18 protein-coding genes are annotated in these 18,114 nt (G+C 60.1%); 8 read left to right on the plus strand and 10 right to left on the minus strand.

Annotation, left to right across the window (positions count from 1 at the left end):
* Positions 1 to 9: 9 nt before the first annotated feature.
* The 3 genes from galU (at position 10) to ACR3EN_RS17465 (ending at position 3,560) form a co-directional block, all read left to right on the plus strand.
* The gene (gene galU, locus ACR3EN_RS17455) at positions 10 to 903 is read left to right on the plus strand and encodes a UTP--glucose-1-phosphate uridylyltransferase GalU (RefSeq protein ID WP_480820791.1); all 894 of its coding nucleotides are present in this window, start codon (positions 10 to 12) and stop codon (positions 901 to 903) included.
* 24 nt (positions 904 to 927) lie between these two features.
* Positions 928 to 2,364 carry a mannose-1-phosphate guanylyltransferase/mannose-6-phosphate isomerase gene (locus ACR3EN_RS17460; RefSeq protein ID WP_480820789.1) on the plus strand — a complete coding sequence of 479 codons (1,437 nt, stop codon included), beginning with the start codon at positions 928 to 930 and terminating at the stop codon, positions 2,362 to 2,364.
* A gap of 119 nt (positions 2,365 to 2,483) precedes the next feature.
* The gene (locus ACR3EN_RS17465; RefSeq protein ID WP_480820787.1) at positions 2,484 to 3,560 is read left to right on the plus strand and encodes a DUF2793 domain-containing protein; all 1,077 of its coding nucleotides are present in this window, start codon (positions 2,484 to 2,486) and stop codon (positions 3,558 to 3,560) included.
* 33 nt (positions 3,561 to 3,593) lie between these two features.
* On the opposite strand, the gene ACR3EN_RS17470 is transcribed toward ACR3EN_RS17465, so the two are convergent.
* The 3 genes from ACR3EN_RS17470 to ACR3EN_RS17480 are packed head-to-tail and all read right to left on the minus strand — an operon-like array spanning position 3,594 to position 5,995.
* On the minus strand, positions 3,594 to 4,673 hold the full coding sequence (locus ACR3EN_RS17470; RefSeq protein ID WP_480820785.1) for a helix-turn-helix domain-containing protein: 1,080 nt from the start codon (positions 4,671 to 4,673) through the stop codon (positions 3,594 to 3,596).
* Positions 4,674 to 4,724: 51 nt separating this feature from the next.
* A complete protein-coding gene (locus ACR3EN_RS17475; protein WP_480820783.1) occupies positions 4,725 to 5,462 on the minus strand; it encodes a hypothetical protein in 738 nt (245 codons plus the stop codon).
* Positions 5,459 to 5,995, minus strand: coding sequence for an RNA polymerase sigma factor (locus ACR3EN_RS17480; protein WP_480857800.1), 537 nt, complete (start codon positions 5,993 to 5,995; stop codon positions 5,459 to 5,461). The genes ACR3EN_RS17475 and ACR3EN_RS17480 overlap by 4 nt, the downstream gene beginning before the upstream one ends.
* A gap of 86 nt (positions 5,996 to 6,081) precedes the next feature.
* On the opposite strand from ACR3EN_RS17480, the gene ACR3EN_RS17485 reads away from it, so the two are divergent.
* On the plus strand, positions 6,082 to 6,663 hold the full coding sequence (locus ACR3EN_RS17485) for a YceI family protein (protein ID WP_480820779.1): 582 nt from the start codon (positions 6,082 to 6,084) through the stop codon (positions 6,661 to 6,663).
* On the opposite strand, the gene ACR3EN_RS17490 is transcribed toward ACR3EN_RS17485, so the two are convergent.
* From ACR3EN_RS17490 to ACR3EN_RS17520, 7 genes are all read right to left on the minus strand, one after another.
* Positions 6,660 to 7,337, minus strand: a complete 678-nt coding sequence (locus tag ACR3EN_RS17490) for a GntR family transcriptional regulator (protein WP_480857802.1) — start codon at positions 7,335 to 7,337, stop codon at positions 6,660 to 6,662. The genes ACR3EN_RS17485 and ACR3EN_RS17490 overlap by 4 nt on opposite strands.
* A 1-nt stretch (position 7,338) precedes the next feature.
* Positions 7,339 to 8,361: a trans-3-hydroxy-L-proline dehydratase gene (locus ACR3EN_RS17495; RefSeq protein ID WP_480870395.1), complete on the minus strand. Its 1,023-nt coding sequence runs from the start codon at positions 8,359 to 8,361 to the stop codon at positions 7,339 to 7,341.
* Positions 8,362 to 8,371: 10 nt separating this feature from the next.
* Positions 8,372 to 9,607, minus strand: a complete 1,236-nt coding sequence (locus ACR3EN_RS17500; RefSeq protein WP_480870398.1) for an NAD(P)/FAD-dependent oxidoreductase — start codon at positions 9,605 to 9,607, stop codon at positions 8,372 to 8,374.
* Positions 9,604 to 10,533, minus strand: a complete 930-nt coding sequence (locus tag ACR3EN_RS17505) for a 4-hydroxyproline epimerase (protein ID WP_480870400.1) — start codon at positions 10,531 to 10,533, stop codon at positions 9,604 to 9,606. Before ACR3EN_RS17505 ends, ACR3EN_RS17500 begins: the two co-directional genes overlap by 4 nt.
* Positions 10,524 to 11,483 (minus strand): dihydrodipicolinate synthase family protein, encoded by a 960-nt coding sequence (locus ACR3EN_RS17510; RefSeq protein ID WP_480820769.1) that lies wholly within the window; start codon positions 11,481 to 11,483, stop codon positions 10,524 to 10,526. Before ACR3EN_RS17510 ends, ACR3EN_RS17505 begins: the two co-directional genes overlap by 10 nt.
* 135 nt (positions 11,484 to 11,618) lie before the next feature.
* A complete protein-coding gene (locus ACR3EN_RS17515; RefSeq protein WP_480820767.1) occupies positions 11,619 to 12,677 on the minus strand; it encodes an ABC transporter ATP-binding protein in 1,059 nt (352 codons plus the stop codon).
* Entirely contained in the window at positions 12,674 to 13,468 is a 795-nt protein-coding gene (locus ACR3EN_RS17520) for an IclR family transcriptional regulator (RefSeq protein ID WP_480820765.1), read from the minus strand. The genes ACR3EN_RS17515 and ACR3EN_RS17520 overlap by 4 nt, the downstream gene beginning before the upstream one ends.
* A gap of 151 nt (positions 13,469 to 13,619) precedes the next feature.
* Between ACR3EN_RS17520 and ACR3EN_RS17525 the strand changes: the two genes are divergently transcribed.
* From ACR3EN_RS17525 to melA, 4 genes are all read left to right on the plus strand, one after another.
* Positions 13,620 to 14,879, plus strand: a complete 1,260-nt coding sequence (locus tag ACR3EN_RS17525) for an ABC transporter substrate-binding protein (protein WP_480857812.1) — start codon at positions 13,620 to 13,622, stop codon at positions 14,877 to 14,879.
* Positions 14,880 to 14,975: 96 nt separating this feature from the next.
* The gene (locus ACR3EN_RS17530) at positions 14,976 to 15,899 is read left to right on the plus strand and encodes a carbohydrate ABC transporter permease (RefSeq protein ID WP_480820761.1); all 924 of its coding nucleotides are present in this window, start codon (positions 14,976 to 14,978) and stop codon (positions 15,897 to 15,899) included.
* 1 nt (position 15,900) lies between these two features.
* Entirely contained in the window at positions 15,901 to 16,749 is an 849-nt protein-coding gene (locus ACR3EN_RS17535; RefSeq protein WP_480733432.1) for a carbohydrate ABC transporter permease, read from the plus strand.
* A 22-nt stretch (positions 16,750 to 16,771) separates the two neighbouring features.
* Positions 16,772 to 18,112: an alpha-galactosidase gene (gene melA, locus ACR3EN_RS17540; RefSeq protein WP_480820759.1), complete on the plus strand. Its 1,341-nt coding sequence runs from the start codon at positions 16,772 to 16,774 to the stop codon at positions 18,110 to 18,112.
* Positions 18,113 to 18,114 lie beyond the last annotated feature (2 nt).

An 18,114-nucleotide genomic window follows, 5' to 3' on the forward strand; every position in this document is an offset into this window, starting at 1 on the left:
AGAGGTAACATGACACGCAAGGTCACCAAGGCGATTTTTCCCGTTGCAGGGATGGGAACACGGTTTCTGCCGGCGACCAAATCGGTGCCAAAAGAAATTATGACATTGGTTGACCGTCCGCTGGTCCAATACGCAATCGACGAGGCGCGCGCGGCTGGGATCAAGGAATTCATTTTTGTGACCTCGCGCGGGAAATCCGCGCTCGAGGATTACTTCGACCACAATCTGGTGCTGGAGCAGGATCTGAAGTCCAAGGGCAAGGATGAGCTGCTGGAGATTCTGAATGCCACCAATATGGAAAGTGGTGCAATCGCCTATATCCGCCAGCACAAGGCGCTGGGGCTGGGCCATGCGGTCTGGTGCGCGCGCCGCCTGATCGGGGATGAACCCTTTGCCGTCATGCTGCCCGACGATGTCATCGCAGCCGACAAGCCCTGTCTGCAGCAGATGGTCGAGGCCTATGAGGAAACCGGCGGCAACATGGTTGCTGCGATGGAGGTTCCCAACGAGAAGACAAGCTCGTACGGGATTCTGGATACCGGTGAGAATGTCGGCACCGTGGTTCGGGCAAGGGGGATGGTCGAAAAGCCCAAACCTGCCGAGGCGCCCTCGAATCTGGCCGCAATCGGTCGCTACATTCTGGGTCCGTCGGTGCTGTATAATCTGAACCAGATGAAGACAGGCAGCGGCGGTGAGATTCAGCTGACCGACGCGATCGCCGAGGACATCACCAACGGTGTCCCGGTCTTTGGCTACAAGTTCGACGGCCAGCGGTTCGATTGCGGTTCAAAGGCCGGGTTCCTGCAGGCGACCGTCTCTTTCGCTCTGGATCGCGACGATCTGCGCGATGACCTGAGCCGCTATCTGCACGACATCGTCGCCTCGGATCGCGCCGCCCAATAACGGCCCTCTGAGGGAGCAGGTTACATGAGCAAGATCTATCCGGTCATCCTGTGCGGCGGCTCCGGTACGCGGCTTTGGCCGCTGTCGCGCAAAAGCTATCCCAAGCAATTCGTGCCCCTGATCGGCGAGACCAGCCTGCTGCAGCAATGCGCCGAGCGTCTGCAAGGGCCGGATAGTGCGCCTTATGCCAAGCCCTTGATCCTGACCAACGAGGCCTTTCGCTTTGTTGTGCCAGAACAGCTGATGGAGATCGGGGTCGATCCGGGCCCTATCCTGATCGAGCCCGAAGGGCGCAATACCGCCCCGGCCGTTCTGGCCGCGGCACTGCATCTGGCCTCGGTCGATGTGGAGGCTGTGATGCTGGTGGCAGCGTCGGATCACGTGATCCCCGACACCACCGCCTTTCAAACCGCCGTGGCCGAAGGGGCGCGCACGATCGCCGAACGTGGCGATCTGGTGACCTTCGGCATCACACCGGACCGGCCCGAGACCGGGTATGGTTACCTCAAACTGCGCCATGCGCCAGATACGTCCGGTTCGGCGGTTCCGCTGGATCGGTTTGTAGAAAAACCCGATCTGGACAACGCCAAAGCAATGGTCGCTGATGGCAGCTATCTCTGGAATTCGGGCATCTTCCTGTTTGCCGTACGCGACATCCTGAAAGCCTTTGAACAGCACGCGCCTGACCTTATGGCTCCGGTTCGCAAGGCGGTTGACCAGGCGCAATCCGATCTTGGCTTTCTCAGACTGGATGCTGAGGCCTGGGGCGGGGTTCAGGATATCTCGATCGACTACGCGGTGATGGAGAAGGCCGACAACCTCAGCGTTGTGCCTTATGCCGCCGGGTGGTCCGACGTGGGCAGCTGGTCTGCGGTGCAGGAGCTCAGCAACCCCGACGCGAATGGTGTTGCCACGGCGGGCGAGGTCACGGCCATCGATTGCCGAAACGTGCTGGTCCGCTCGGAATCCCCTGCGCAGGAGGTCGTCGCTATGGGGCTTGAGAATGTGATCACCGTGGCCATGCCCGACGCGGTTCTTGTCGCCAGCATGGACAGGGCGCAGGACGTCAAACAGGCGGTTGCGGCGCTGAGGGCCAAGGGGGCAAAACAGGCTGAATCGCTGCCGGTCGACCACCGCCCCTGGGGCTGGTTTGAAAGCCTCGTGATAGGCGACCGGTTTCAGGTGAAACGCATCCACGTTCATCCGGGCGCTTCGCTGAGCCTTCAGTCGCATCACCACCGGTCCGAGCATTGGATTGTGGTCGAGGGGACCGCCGAGGTCACCATCGACGATACGGTTCAACTGGTCTCGGAAAACCAGTCGGTCTACGTGCCGCTGGGCGCGGTGCACCGGATGACAAACCCCGGCAAAGTGCCGATGGTTCTGATCGAGGTGCAGACCGGGACCTATCTGGGCGAAGACGATATCATCCGCTACGAGGATATCTACGCCCGCGATTAGGGGCCTCATTTCTTAACAGATTACCAGACGGGCGTTCGGCCCGGTCAGGTGGGATTCACGCGGATCACGGCAGGGTGGCGCGCAATCATCACCGGACCGATAGCCTCAGGAGGACGCCCGTGCCACAGAACTCACCCCGACTGGACCTGCCCTATTTGCAACCCGCGCAAGCCCAGAAACACGTCACCCATAACGAGGCGCTGCGCGCACTCGACCTTATCGTCCAACTGAGCGTCGCCTCTGTCAACGCCACCACGCCTCCGGCCGCGCCCGAGCAGGGCGAAACGCACGCCTTGGGCGCAACGCCCAGCGGCGACTGGAGCGGACAGGCCAACAAGCTGGCGGCATGGATCGACAATGCCTGGCATTTTCTGACGCCCGGCACAGGGTGGCGCGCCTGGGATCAGGGTGCAGGTCAGATCCGGGTGTGGGATGGGGCCGCATGGATCGATCCACCGGTCAACGCTCAGAACCTCCCCGGCGTGGGTATCGCCACCGGGTCCGATGCAATCAACCGCCTGTCCGTGCGCAGCCCTGCCACGTTGCTGACACATGAAGGGGGCGGGCATCAGCTGAAGATCAACAAGGCGGACGCGGGCGAGACGGCTTCGTTGCTGTTTCAGTCGAACTGGACCGGCTATGCCGAAATGGGCCTGTCGGGCAGTACCGAATTTTCGATCAAGGTGTCACCGGATGGCAGCAGCTGGTCCGAAGCGCTGCGGATTGATGCAGCCACAGGTACGGTTGGAGGGAGTTCGGTCCAAAACAGCGCTCAGGACGTCACCCCCGGGCGCCTAATGCGCGCGGATTACGGCTATGGCCCCGGCAATCTGTTGGGCGCAGTGTCCGAAACCGCGGGCACGCCCAGCGGTGCAGTGATTGAACGCAGCGAAAATGCTAACGGCGCATATGTGCGCTTTGCCGATGGCACACAGATTTGCACCGCCACGCTGGATCCGGTCGCCTGCACCGCGGCAACTGGTCCCGTGTTCGCCAGCGGTGCAGTGGACTGGGATTTCCCGATTGCGTTTGCACCAGGTACCACTCCGGTGTTGGCAGGCAATGGCGGGGCGCTCACACGATTTGTGGGGTTTGATGCCGCATCCGAGGTGGAAGTCAGCGCTCAGGTGATGTCCGTTACCTCGGACCCAACCGCCTTGCCGCCAGCTTTGACGGCGGTTGGGCGTTGGTTCTGAGGTATCGGGCGGCCCAGAACTGATGGCGGATGGTCACAAATCTGCAGTCCAGACGCGGTAACGCCCCTGCCCTGTGACCTCCCGGATCAGACCCCGGCGCGTGAACTTGTCCAGATTTCGCTGAACAGCTGCGCGTGAGGAACGGGTCAACTCTTCGGCCAACGGAGCCGAAACCATCGGCCAGGCGGTCAGCACATCAATCAGAACGGGTGGCGTGCGCCCGCTGAGGTCCGAAGTGGCCTCGCGCGCGCGCGCCTCCCACGCGCTGATCCGATCCAGATGCAGCAAAGCAGCAAGGGCGGCCTGTCCTGCCCCTCTTATCCAAGCCGCAAACTTTTCATCGACTGACCCAACCCCGCGCAGCGCACCGGGCCCAGACAGCGCCAGCGGCAAAAACACTGCCCCGCCTCGTCCCATGGTCGCCGCGTGCCGGTTCGCGACGACGGCGGCTTCGGTATCTTGCCCGATCCCCGGCGAGAATGCCCTCCAGGCGTGAAATCCGATTGCAGCCTGCGTGACCGGATGCAGCCCTTGGGCGCTGCGCATGACCTCAGCCAGATCGGCAACCGCTTCGGGTACGTCTTCGATCCCTTGCGCCTGACGGTCGAGAAAGGCTGTCAAACCGCCCTCCCATCCGCCGTCAGAAGGTCCCGCACCCGCCGTCAGCCGCCGTACCGCCCAACCTGCACGATACAGCGCCTGCACATCATCGCCAGTAGAGCCGAGCCGCAACCCGGTCCACAACGCCAGCCGGTCAACCCCGATCCGATCACCGGTCCACCAACCCAAATCCGAGACTTCCATCAACGCCAACCGGTGTCCCCAACCCGCAGGGCCCGCGCGCAGCCGTTCGTCCAGTGCACCGAATGTCAGGGCAAGATCAGCGAGTTCTGCGGACAGCTCAGATTGCGCCGCACGCCAGTCGCGCGGGTCGAACAACAGGTTGGACTGAGGCCGAGGGCCCGGGGTCAGAAAATCCTCGGGGCTCTCTTCGTCTTCCGGCGGAAGAAACCAAAGATCCTCGTCCTCGGGTGGATCTGTGTCGTATATGCTGCGTGGCCACTCTTCGGTGGCGTCGTCATCCGTATCCGGTTTCACAGGTCTGGGCGTCATGGTCGATATTCTTCGGCCATTTGGCCCCGCCCACAAGCGGTTTCTGCGCGATTAGCCGGTGAAAGCACCCGTCAGCACGCTGAGTTCTCGATCCAGATCCGTCTGCGGATCACTGCCCAGCAGCATATAGCCATAACCACCACCGGCCCAGGTCGCGGTCGACAGACCACTAAGAACGGCCAGGTTCACGTCCTTGGCTGGCGCGCCTTCACCCTGCCGAATAATACAGAAGGCGAAAGGCTGACCTTGTGCGTCCGCAAAAACAATCTGCACCAGAGGTTTGCCGTTGAAAGACAGCACCTGCGCGCGCTTCAGATCCAGACCAGGAAGATCCTCAAGAACATCACGGTTCAATGACCGCCCCAGCTCTGCCTCGGCGCGGGCAAATTGCGCATCCAGCGCCTCGGGGGAATCATCTAGCGAGGCTATGGTCTCGGGCACATAAAGCGACTGGTAGATTGCGGCCTGCGCAGCCCAGCCCAATTCGGTCGGGCGGGTGGCCCAGAACGTTGCCGAAACGGCAATCACCGCGACAGAGGCGGCAACCGCAAGCAGACGCAGCGACCCTGCCATGCTCTGCGCTGCGACAGGCGCTGGCAGCTCGACATGTGGTGTCTGCGCCGGGACCTCTGCAAAGGCCTCTTGCACAACTGCAGCGAACGGGTCGAGCGCCATCAGGCGCGTTTCCAGCGCCGGATCATCCGCAATTGCATCCTCAATCGCGCGGGCTTCGGGTTCCTCAAGACTGCCTTCCAGATACGCCAGAAGCGTCTTATCTGAAAACTTCATTTGTCACTCCGTTGACCGATGTCGGCACTGTCGTGCTGCATCACGGATTTCAATTTCTGCCGGGCATTGGACAACCGGCTCATGATGGTACCGATGGGAACGTCCAGCATAGCAGCAGCTTCGCGGTAACTGTATCCTTCTACGAACACAAGCATAACCGTTTCTCGCTGCGCTTCTGGCAGCTGCATCACTTGAGTAAACACCTGAGCGGCGAAAATATTCGTTTCTGAATCGGGTCCGATTGCAATTAATTCGGATTCAGGCGTCACCGACAGTGCTTGCGCCTTGCGAACCGAGCGCGCACGGATTTCGTTGAGCCAGATCGAGCGGCAGATGGTCATCAGCCAACTGTCCAGCCGTTCGAAAGATGTAACCTGATGGTGCTTTTCCAACGCCCGCAGCGCGGTGGCCTGCAAAAGGTCATCTGCCATATCGGATGCGCCGGACAGAGCAAGCCCAAATCGCCAGACCCGTTTTGAATGTGTCTGGATCGCGCCGCGCACGGCCTGTTCGGAACTCATTTCAACGCTCATCGAATAAATCGCGACTTATGTGTGTTTGCTCTGATATGGGACCGGGCCCGCTTGGTCTGAACTGACATAGACTCTGGAGGAAAGAAATGAAACTTCTGCTGAAAACATTCACGATTGCGTCGGCAATTATTGCAGCTCCTGCCTTTGCGGCCGACTGGACGTTGGACCCCGAGGCTTCGCATCTGGCCTATGGCACGGTTAAAATCGAGGATGTGGGCGAGGTCAATTCCTTTAGTAAGCTGTCAGGTCATGTCGGTAAAAACGGCGCGGTCGAGATCGATATCGATCTGTCATCGGTCGAGACCAATATCGATATCCGCAATGAGCGCATGATCGAGCATGTCTTCCGCAAAGCCCCAAGCGCAACGCTGACCGCGCAGATCGACATGGACGAAGTTTCGAAACTTGCGGTTGGACAGACCACCGTGATGGAGGTGGATGCGAAACTGTCATTCGTCGGCACGGACATAGAGTTCTATACCGACATGTTCGTCCTTCGCGTGGGTGAGGATACCGTTCTGGTGTCGACCAATGACATGGTGTTCATCAGTGCGGAAGACGCGGGGGTCACCCCCGGTGTCGACAAGCTGCTGGAACTGGCGCAATTGCCCAGCATCACCCGAACCGTTCCTGTCACAGCCCGCCTGATGTTCACTCAGGACGGCTAAGGTCTTGCGGCGCGACGGGCTGTCATCAGTGTTATCAGTTCCTCTTTAGTTCGCCCGATATGCGTCGCAAGCAACGCGCAGGCCGCGTCCGTCTGACCGGCCTGCGCCAGCTTCAACAACTCCCGATGTTCCTTTCTGGCCGCCCCGCGCTGCTGCATCACGCTCAGGTGCATGCGGATATAGCGATCAGATTGCAGCGAGACGCGGTACAGCAGATCATTGGTCAAACCCCGCCCCGCTGCCGCATAAAGCGCTGCGTGAAAACGATGGTTCAGCGCACCCCACTGGCCAACATCATTGGCATCATATGAGGCTTCCATCTGCTGCAGAATGTCCTTGCATTCGGCAAACTCCACAGTGGTCATCGCGGGGATGGCACGTCGGAACAGATCAACCTCAAGCAACACGCGCAGATCGAAAATCTCGGCAATCTCGTCCAGTGAGTGCTCGGTGACCGAGGCCCCCCGATTGTTGGTCAGAACCACCAACCCCTCGGCATCCAGCTGCTTGAGCGCTTCGCGGACGGGCATGCGCGAGACGTCGTATTCTTCGGCCAGCGCCTCTTGGCGGATGGTTTCACCTTCTGCCAGATCTCCGCTCAGGATGCGTTCACGCAGGTCGCTGGCGATCACATCCGGCAGGCTTTGCCGGGTTATGGCGCGTTTCGGTCCCATGTCAGGCCCCCCACGTATCGCTCAACCGATAGCCGCCAGGCCATGGATCATCGGGGTCCAGCATGTGCTGATGGGTCCCGGTGATCCAGCCCCGGCCTGAGATTTCCGGGGTAATAGCCGCGCGGCCGTTCAGGTCTTGCTGATCGACGATACGGCAGCGGAACTCGCTATCGATCACCGAGCGTGCGTGGTACCGGTCAGTCGCCGACATTTGCCCCTTGGCCAGCAGCACCGCCATCCGGGCCGAAGCGCCAGTGCCACAGGGCGATCGGTCGAGCTTACCCGGTTTGATCGCCACAGTGTTGCGACCGGTCAGGATATCACCCTCGCGGTGCAGGGGTCCTGCGATCTGGCAGAAAGAGATATGATTCCAGTCCTTTGCGGGATGGCTAAACCCCAGCTGTTCATTCGCTGCATCAGTGATCCGCGCACCGGTACGGGCCAGATCAGCGCCCTCATCCGGTGTCAGTGCAAAGCCCAGATCGGCGGCTTCGACAATAACAAAACTGTCGCCGCCAAAGGCGGTGTCGACGCGCAGGGTTCCAAGCCCCTCTACCTCAATCCGCGCGTCCAGCTTGTCTGCAAAGCTGGGAACATTCTGCACATAGATGCGTTCGGCCTTGCCATTGCGACACTCGGCGCGCACCCGAACCAATCCTCCGGGGGCCTCCAGCGTCAGGTGCGTCTCGGGCTCCTGCATGGGAAGTATGCCGCTGTCCAGCAGCACGGTCGAGACACAGATCGCGTTCGAACCGGACATGGGCGGCGTGTCTTCGGGCTCCATGATGATAAACCCCGCATCCGCCTCGGGGTGCTTGGGCGGCACCAGCAGATTGAAATGCCGGAACACACCGCCGCGCGGTTCGTTCAACATGAACCGGCGCAGGGTCTGGTCGGTGTCTATAAAGTTGCGCTGATCCCAAACCGTATCACCGGGCGGAGGGGCAACGCCCCCCACAATCACATCTCCGACCTCACCTTCGGCATGGGCCGAGACGACGTGTATGGTTTTGCTGCTGCGCATAGGACCTCTTTTAGAAACGGTTGGCCGAGTATGGCTGCGGCGAAATCGGAGGTGTCTGGCCATCGATCAACGCGCCGACCAGTTCCGCCGTTCCCGCCGACTGGGTCAGGCCAAGGTGCCCGTGACCGAAAGCATAGATCACGCCGGCCGCGCTCGGCGAGGGGCCGATAACGGGTATGCTGTCGGGCAGCGAAGGCCGGAAGCCCATCCATTGTGTGCCGCCCTCGGTCTTGAGTCCGGGCAGAAACTGGGTCGCTTTTTGCAACAGAATCTCCGAGCGCCTGTAGTTCGGAGGCAGTTTCAGCCCGCCAAGCTCTACCGCGCCGCCGATACGGACACCGCCATTGATCCGGCTGGCGACAAAGCCGTGGCGCGAAAAGGTCAGGTGCATGCGCAAATCGAACGCACCCTGTGGCAGGGTCGTATTGTAACCGCGCTCTGTCTCAAGCGGTATGCGATCGCCCAGCGTTTTTGCAAGATGATGAGACCATGCGCCTGCGGCTACAACTGCACGGGGTGTCGTGATTGTGCCTTCGGCATGCAGGATGTCGATGCCGTCGGCTCCCGTCGTCAGAGCACGAATGTCGCAATACTCGATCTGACCGCCCCGATCCCTGAATGTGCGCGCCAAAAGCTCAACCCACGCCTTAGGGTCGACCGTGTTCAGCCAAGCGGGCGTGAACCCGGCATGGGTGAACCGCGGGCTCAAACCGGGTTGTTTTTCGGCAATCGCGCCCGGGCTCTCCAACAGTTCGAACTCAATCCCATGGCGGCGGCGAAGTTCCCAGGTGGGCAAGCTGGCGCGGTAATCCGCCTCGCTTTCATACAACTGCAACTGTCCGTCGCGTTGCATCAGCGCTTCGCCATCTACCGAAGGGATCAGCCGTTCCAGCGCCGCCGAGGACAAACCCATCAGCTGCGCCTGTGCGCTCAGTAAGTTTTCATAACGGCGTCGGCTACTGGCGCGCCAAAACCGATACATCCAAGGTGCGATCTTCAGAGCATACGCAGGCGGAATCGAAAGTGGCCCAAGAGGATCCAGCAACCACCGCGGCGCCTTCCGCATGATCCCCGGCGTGGCCAGAGGTTCGATCTCGGTAAATGCAAAGGCCCCAGCGTTGCCTGCCGAGGTCTCGGCTGCGACGCCCTTGCGATCCAAAACGCGGACCTGATGCCCCCGGCGCTGCAATTCCAGAGCAGTGGTGATACCGATCACGCCAGCGCCGATAACTGTGACTTGGGTCATATTTCGATCCCTGCGCGGAACGGGTCTTGCGGGTTGAAGATCAAAGTGGCCTCGGCCATGACATAGGCCTGCCCGGTGATCTGCGGGATAATCCCACCATTCGGACCGCGCTGATAGGACATCCGATAGGAACTGCCGATGACGCTTTCCTGTTCAATCTCTTCTCCCGGCATGAGCGTACCATCCGCGGCCAGACAGGCCAGCCGCGCTGAACTGCCGGTGCCACAAGGTGAGCGATCGTAATTGTCGTCCGGACACAGTACAAAATTTCGGCCATGCGCGCCGTCAGGCGAACGATCTTGCAAGATCACATGATCCACGGGCTCGCCCTGCTCTCCGCCGGCCCCCGATGCAATCGAGGCTTCCCGGATCGCGATGTTCAAATCGGTCATCGCGCCAATATTGTCGGGCGTGACCGGGATCGGACTGGGATCGACAATGAAGAACCAATTGCCGCCATAGGCGATATCGCCGGTCACTGTGCCATGGTTGGGCACCGTCAGCGATACACCCTGATGCACCCGGCGGCTTTCTATGTTGGTGACGGTGACCGTATTTGCATCATGAAGCTCGACCGTTACCACCCCGGCGGGTGTTTCGATGCGATGCGTTCCGACATCAATCCGCCCCAGATGCGCCAGTGTCACGGTCAGACCGATGGTACCATGACCGCACATACCCAAGACCGCATCCACGTCGAAATAGATCACGCCGGTGATACAGGAGGGGTCCACAGGCTCGACCAGCAGTGCGCCCACCATCGCGGGCTGTCCGCGCGGTTCTAACATGATCGAGCGATAGAAGGCTTCATGCTCGGTCGCCAACCGCCGGGCGCGCTCGGCCAACGGCCCCGCGCCCAGATCGGGCGCGCCGTTCAGGATGACCCGCGTGGGTTCGCCTCCGGTATGGCTGTCGATCACATGCATTCGGCGATCACCCCGCCCTGTTTCGACCAATCTGCAAACCAGTTGCGGAACAGGGAATATTGCTGTTCGCAATAATTGCGCTGAGCATCCGTCAGGGCGTCGGTTTCGTTGAAATGCAAGCGGTATTCCTCTTCGCCGTTCAGCACCAGAAGGTGTTTGTAATACAGCACCAGATCGGGGCCTTCGTCAAAGCTGGACAAAACATGGAATGCCTCGGTCAGTTCCTGCGCACGCTGGCGGGCCTCGGCATGACCGGCGGCGGCTTTCTGGGACAGCGCGGCCAGCAAAAGCGCCTCGCGCGGCAACGCGGTGCCGATGCCCGTGATCGAGCCGGTTGCACCGCAGTTGACGAAACCGTGGTAGACCTCGGTATCTACTCCGACCATCAGGGTGACCTGATCATCCTGACTTGTGATAGTCTCGGCTGCGTATCGCAGATCATCCTTGCCGCCGAATTCTTTAAACCCGACCAGATTGGCATGCTCGGCACGCAGGGCAAAGAACAGGTCGGCCCGTGTTGCAAAACCATAATACGGGCTATTGTAGATGATCGCGGGCACGTCCGGCGCGGCCTCGAGAATCGCCTTGAAATGATTCTTCTGCGCGGTCGGAGAGCTGCCCCGCGACAATACCCGCGGGATCACCATCAACCCCGCCGCCCCCATCTTCTGCGCATGGGCAGCATGCGCGACGGCTGATTTCGTGTTGATCGCGCCGGTACCGACCACAACGGGCAGACCTGCATCAATCAGGCGCTCGACCCCCTCCATCCGCTGCGCGTCGGTCAGCAGCGGCCAATCTCCCATCGAGCCGCAATAGACCACGGCCGACATGCCCGCCGCGATCATGTCCTGTCCTTTACGGACCAGCGCATCGAAATCAGGTTCTCGGTCAGGGGTGCAAGGGGTCATCAGGGCAGGCATAGTGCCGGTGAAGATATTTGCGGACATCGGGGGTCTCCGTTGAGCGGGTGTTCGACTCGTCTCTAGCGGATATTGGATACAAAATCCATCACAGAGTGCCCGCGCATTAAAGCCCGGAACCTACGCAGATTTCCGGGGCAATTTCATGGAATAAAGCAGCCTTCAGCGCAGGCGTTGCCCGGTTTCCGGGTCAAACAGCATGGCGCGTTCCGGGCGGACCGAGATGCCAATCCGATCGCCGGTGTCGCTGCGCTGATCGTCGCGCTCTTCCACGATCAGCTTGTCACCATTCGGGGTCAGCAGATAGGAATACGAAACCCCACCCAGCGCTTCGGTCAGATCGACCGAGCATGTGTCACCGCCGCGATCCACCTCAATGTGCTCGGGTCGGATGCCCAGTGTCACTTTTGATGCGCCCGACGGTACGCTTGCGGTGACTGGAACATCATCGGTCAAAGCCGGGTGCCGAACCATGCCGTCGACCACTTCGCAGTCCAGAAAGTTCATCGCGGGCGACCCGATGAACCCGGCGACAAACCTGTTGTCTGGGTCGCGATAAAGATCCATCGGCGCACCCACCTGTTCGATCCTGCCATCGCGCAGCACGACGATCTTGTCGGCCATGGTCATGGCCTCAACCTGATCGTGGGTCACATAGATCATCGTGGCGCCGATTTCCTGATGCAGCCGCGCGATCTCGACCCGCATCTCGACCCGCAGCTCTGCATCCAGATTGGACAGCGGCTCATCGAACAAAAACACCTCGGGCCCGCGTACAATGGCGCGTCCGATGGCAACCCGCTGACGCTGGCCCCCAGACAGGGCCTTGGGCTTGCGCTTGAGATACTGATCCAGCTTGAGAATGTTCGACGCTTCCTGAACCTTGCGGTCGATTTCGGCCTTCGCAACGCCATTCATTCGCAGGCCAAAGCCCATGTTCTCGGCCACCGTCATGTGCGGATAGAGCGCATAGGTCTGGAACACCATCGCAACCCCACGCTTGGCCGGGTCCATATGCGTGACATCACGCGCGCCGATGTGGATCTCCCCGTCCGAGGTCTCCTCAAGCCCTGCAATCATCCGCAGCAACGTGGACTTGCCACAGCCCGAGGGGCCGACGAACACGCAGAACTCACCATCTTCGATCTGCAGATCGATTCCGTGGATGACCTGAGTCTGGCCATAGCGCTTGATCGCGCCCTTCAGGGTTACACCTGTCATGTTGCTTGCATCCTGTCCTTCTGGCTCTCGGGGAACCGCCACGCCTGTGCTTCGGTTCCGATCTGTTCGGCCACGCGCCGTACACGGGGAACCCATGATTCCAACTGCTCGAAATTCATCCGCCCGGTCGATCCGGTCACCGACAGCGCGCCCAGCACGCGGCCTTTGGGTGTCAGAATCGGGCAGGCAATGCAGATGATGCCGGGTTCGTGTTCCTCGTCATCCACCGCATAGCCCCGGCCGCGGATCACCGCCAGATCGGTGCGCAACGCTTCTTCCGAAGCCAGCGTCTTTTCAGTGAAACGGTGAAAGCTCTGCTGCGAGATCGTTTTCTGCAGCAGGTCTTCGTCCAGAAAAGCCATCATCGCCTTGCCAACGCCGGTGCAATAGGCCGGGCCCACCTTGCCCGCTTCGGAATACATCTCAATGGGCCGCTGCGCGTTGCGTTTGTCCACATACAGCACCTGCCCGGAATCGAGTTGCGCCAGATGCACCGTTTCGCCGGTTTCCTGACTGAGCACATCCAGAAAAGGTCGCGCAATCGGAGCGAGTGAGCTTTGGGTCCAGGCCGAATGCGCCAATCGCACCAGCCGCATGCCTGGGGAATAGGTCTGTCGTTCCGGGTCGTAGTGCAGCATGCCCTGATTGGTCAGCGATTGCAGGAACCGATACAGCGTCGCCTTGGGAAAGTCGCTGCTGTCCAGCAATTCCGCGAATCGCACCGGTCGCTGAAACGACGCCACCTGATCCAGCACATCACATGCTTTTCCTATTGTTCCGTCACCTGCCACGGGTGGGGGTTCTCCTCCGGTTTTCCCTGCGGCGGTGCCACGAGGGTCTTGACAAGACTAGCCGAGTCGATGTGTAGTTTTCAATATATAAAACACGGTTCCATTATTTGGAACTTTAAAAGACCAGAATGGAAGCAAAAGGGAGGAAACCATGCATTCCATCTTCAAGCGCACAGCGGCTGCGCTGACCATGAGCGTTGCACTCGCCGCTCCGGCTGCCGCAGAGCTTTCCGGTGAGCTGCGCATTTTCCTCGACACATCGAACCCGGCGCCGCGCGCGACGATGGAAGCGATGATCGAACGGTTTGCGGCGCAGCATCCCGGTCTGGAGATCGAAACCACCGTGATCGACCGCGAAGCCTACAAGACCCAGATCCGCAACTTTCTAACCGCGGATACACCGGACGTTGCGACTTGGTACGCTGCGAACCGGATGAAACCGTATGTCGAGGCCGGTCTGTTCGAGGATGTCTCGGACCTTTGGGCCGAACCCGAGATCGCAGAGAATCTGGCTTCGACCAAGGGGGCGATGACCATCGATGGCAAGCAGTGGGGCGTGCCTTACACATACTATCAGTGGGGCGTTTACTACCGCAAAGACATCTTCGATGAGCTGGGCCTGACCGAGCCGACCACTTGGGAAGAAGAACTGGCAAACTGTCAGAAGATCGTCGATTCCGGTCGCGCCTGCTATACCATCGGCACCAAGTTCCTGTGGACCGCAGGCGGCTGGTTCGATTATCTGAACATGCGCACCAACGGGTTCGACTTCCACAACCAACTCGCCAATGGTGAAATCAGCTGGGAGGACGACCGCGTCAAACAGACCTTCGCCAACTGGAAGCAGTTGATCGACATGGGCGCGTTCATCGACAACCACCAGACCTATAGCTGGCAGGAAGCGCTGCCCTTCATGGTCAATGGTGAAGCCGCCGCGTATCTGATGGGCAACTTCGCCGTTGCACCGCTGCGCGAGGCGGGTCTGACCGATGATCAACTGGACTTCTACCAGTTCGTTGCCATCAACCCCGATGTTGAACTGGCCGAAGACGCCCCTACGGACACGTTCCATATCCCGGCCAACGCATCCAACAAAGAAGCGGCCCGCGAATTTCTGCGCTTTGTGGTCTCGGCAGACGAGCAGACCGAGATCAACAATGGCGCAAATCTCGGCCAACTGCCGGTGAATGCACAGTCCAAGGTGGATGACGACAAATTCCTGCAGCAGGGCTTTGCCATGCTGTCATCGAACAGCCCTGGCGGCGTTGCCCAGTTCTGGGACCGTGACGCACCGGCTGAGATGGCAAAGGTGTCGATGGAAGGCTTCCAGGAATTCATGGTCAAGCCTGACAATGCCGATCGCATCCTGGCCAAGCTGGAACGCGCGCGCGAGCGCATCTACGACAACTGATCCGGTCAGGCCGGACCCAAGCCCGGCCTGCACCTCAAAACTGCGTAAGGCGGGTGCAGCCCGCCTTACTCCTTCGACCTAAATCCCGAGAGTCCCATGTCCGTCGCAGACGCCCCCGAACAGGAAAGCTGGTTCCACCGAAACCAACAACGCATCGCGCCGTGGCTGTTTCTGGCTCCGGGTCTGCTGTTCTTCATGGTCTATGTGATCATTCCGGTCTTTCAGTCCTTCAACCTGTCACTTTACGAATGGGATGGGCTGGGGGCCGCAGAATATGTAGGTTTTCGCAATTACGAGGACCTGTACTGGGAATGGGTCGACCGCGACGCGTTTTATATCTCGCTCAAGAACAACCTGATCTGGCTGATCCTGTATCTTGCCGCGATCCCGGCAGGGCTGTTCATCGCGCTGTTCCTGAACCAGACCGTCTGGGGCATCCGGCTTTATAAATCCCTGTTTTTCTTTCCCTTCGTCATTTCTCAGGTGGTCGTGGGTCTTGTCTTTACGTGGTTCTATGACCCGACCTTTGGTCTCCTGAACGAATTCCTGGGCTTTTTCGGCCTCGGCCCGCTGAACGTGCTGGGGGATGAGCGTTTCGTCACCTATGGCATCATCTTCGCCGGTCTGTGGCCGCAAACCGCCTATTGCATGATCCTGTATCTGACCGGCCTGAACGCCGTGGACCCCGAACAGATCGAGGCCGGACGTCTGGACGGCGCAAAGGGCGCGCGGATGCTGTGGCACATCATCCTGCCCCAACTGCGCCCCGCCACCTTCATCGCCTTCGTCGTGACCATCATCGGTGCGCTGCGGTCCTTTGACCTGATCTCGATCATGACCCAGGGCGGCCCGTTCGGATCATCCCGCGTGCTGGCCTATTACATGTTTGAGGTCGCGCTGTCAGAATATGGTTTTCGCATGGGATATGGCGCGGCCATTGCCGTGATCCTGTTCCTGATCATGCTGTGCTTCATCGCCTACTTCCTGTGGTCGATGTATCGCGAAGAAAAGGGGCACTGAGATGTTTCCCAAACCCATCGAAAAACAACCCCGTGCGGCGCAGATCACCTATCAGGCTATGTTGCCCATTGCGCTGTTGCTGTGGCTCGGCCCGCTGCTGGCGGTTGCCCTGTTCTCGGTCAAACCAGCGGCGGATTTCACCAATGCCAACTATTGGGGGCTGCCCTCCAGCTTTGAAGGTGCCTTCAACTACGGGCAGGTGTTCTTCAATTCGGACATGCCGCGCTATCTGCTGAACTCGTTCATGATCACCGTTCCGACTGTGATCGGAGCCGTGGCCCTCAGCTGCATGACCGGCTTTGCGCTTGGCATCTACAAGTTCAAATCGAACCTCTGGATTTTCTTCATGTTCGTCGCGGGCAACTTCGTGCCGTTCCAGATCCTGATGGTCCCGGTGCGCGACCTGACGTTGGAACTTGGGCTCTACAATACCAAAACCGGCCTCGTCCTGTTCCACATCGCGTTCCAGACCGGGTTCTGTACCCTTTTCATGCGCAACTTCATCCGCGCCCTGCCGTTTGAACTGATCGAAGCTGCCCGTGTCGAAGGCATCAGCGAGGTCCGCATCTTTTGGTACGTGGTCCTGCCCCTGATGAAGCCCGCGATTGCGGCCCTCAGCGTGCTGATCTTCACCTTCATCTGGAACGACTATTTCTGGGCCGTCGTGCTGACCCAAGGCGCCGAAAGCCAACCCGTCACGGCAGGCATCACCAGCTTTAACGCGCAGTTCCGCGCTGCCTATCAATTGATGAGTGCCGGTTCCATCGTGGCGGCCCTGCCGCCGGTGGCCATGTTCTTCCTGATGCAGAAACACTTCATCGCGGGCCTGACCCTCGGTGCTGTAAAATAACGACAAACCAAAGGCTTGTCTCATGACAAAAATCACCTTTATCGGGGCCGGATCCACGATCTTCATGCAGAACATCGTGGGCGATGCCCTGCTGACCCCAGCTCTGGCCGACAGCCATTTTGCGTTGATGGACATCGATCCGCAGCGCCTGACTGAGAGCGAAACGGTGGCCCGCGCCATGATCCGTTCGGTCGGAACGGGCGCGAGCGTCTCGACCCACACGGATCGGCGCGCGGCGCTTGATGGTGCCGATTTCGTCATTACCGCGTTCCAGGTCGGCGGGTACCAGCCCTGCACGGTGACCGATTTCGAAATCCCCAAGCAATACGGTCTGCGCCAGACCATCGCCGACACGCTGGGCGTTGGCGGCATCATGCGCGGCCTGCGCACCGTTCCCGTCCTTTGGGATGTAGCGCGGGACATGATGCAGCTGTGCCCCGATGCGACGCTGCTGCAATACGTCAACCCGATGGCGATCAACACCTGGGCTTTGGCCGAACGGTTCCCGGCGCTGAAACAGGTCGGCCTGTGCCATTCGGTGCAGAACACGGTCGAAGAACTGGCCCACGACCTCGACCTGCCCAAAGACGAGTTCCGCTATAAGGTCGCAGGCGTCAACCACGTCGCATTCTTCCTGCGACTGGAACACCAGGACCGCGACCTTTACCCGGTGCTGCGGCAGGGCTATGCCAGCGGTGCGCTGCCCAAACCGCCCTTGCTCATGCCCCGCTGCCCCAACAAGGTGCGGTATGAGGTGATGGACCATCTGGGCTATTTCTGCACTGAAAGCTCAGAGCATCTGGCCGAATACGTGCCGTGGTTCATCAAGGACGGACGCGAGGACCTGATCGAACAGTTCTGCATCCCGCTCGACGAATACCCCACCCGCTGCATCGAGCAGGTTGCAAGCTGGAAAGAACAAGCCAAAACCCTGACCGATGGTCGCGACATCGAAGTGACCCGTAGCCACGAGTTTGCCGCCGATCTGATGAACGCGATCGTCACCGATACCCCTTATACGGCCTATGGCAACCTGCCCAACACCGGCCAGATTCCCCAACTGCCGCTGGGTGCCGCGGTCGAGACCCCCTGTCTGGTGGATGCCAATGGGGTGCAGCCTTCCGTCGTCACCGACATCCCACCGCAGTTGGTCGCGCTGATGCGTACGCAGATCAACGTGCAGGAACTGACCGTCCGCGCCCTGACCGAGGAAAACCCCGAATACATCTACCACGCCGCGATGATGGACCCGCACACCGCCGCCGAACTGGACCTGCGCCAGATCCGCAGCCTCGTCACCGACCTGCTGACCGCCCATGCCGATTGGCTACCCGACTGGTGCCGCCCGGCGCGCGCCGCCTGATC

The organism is Ruegeria sp. G7, from assembly GCF_056535465.1.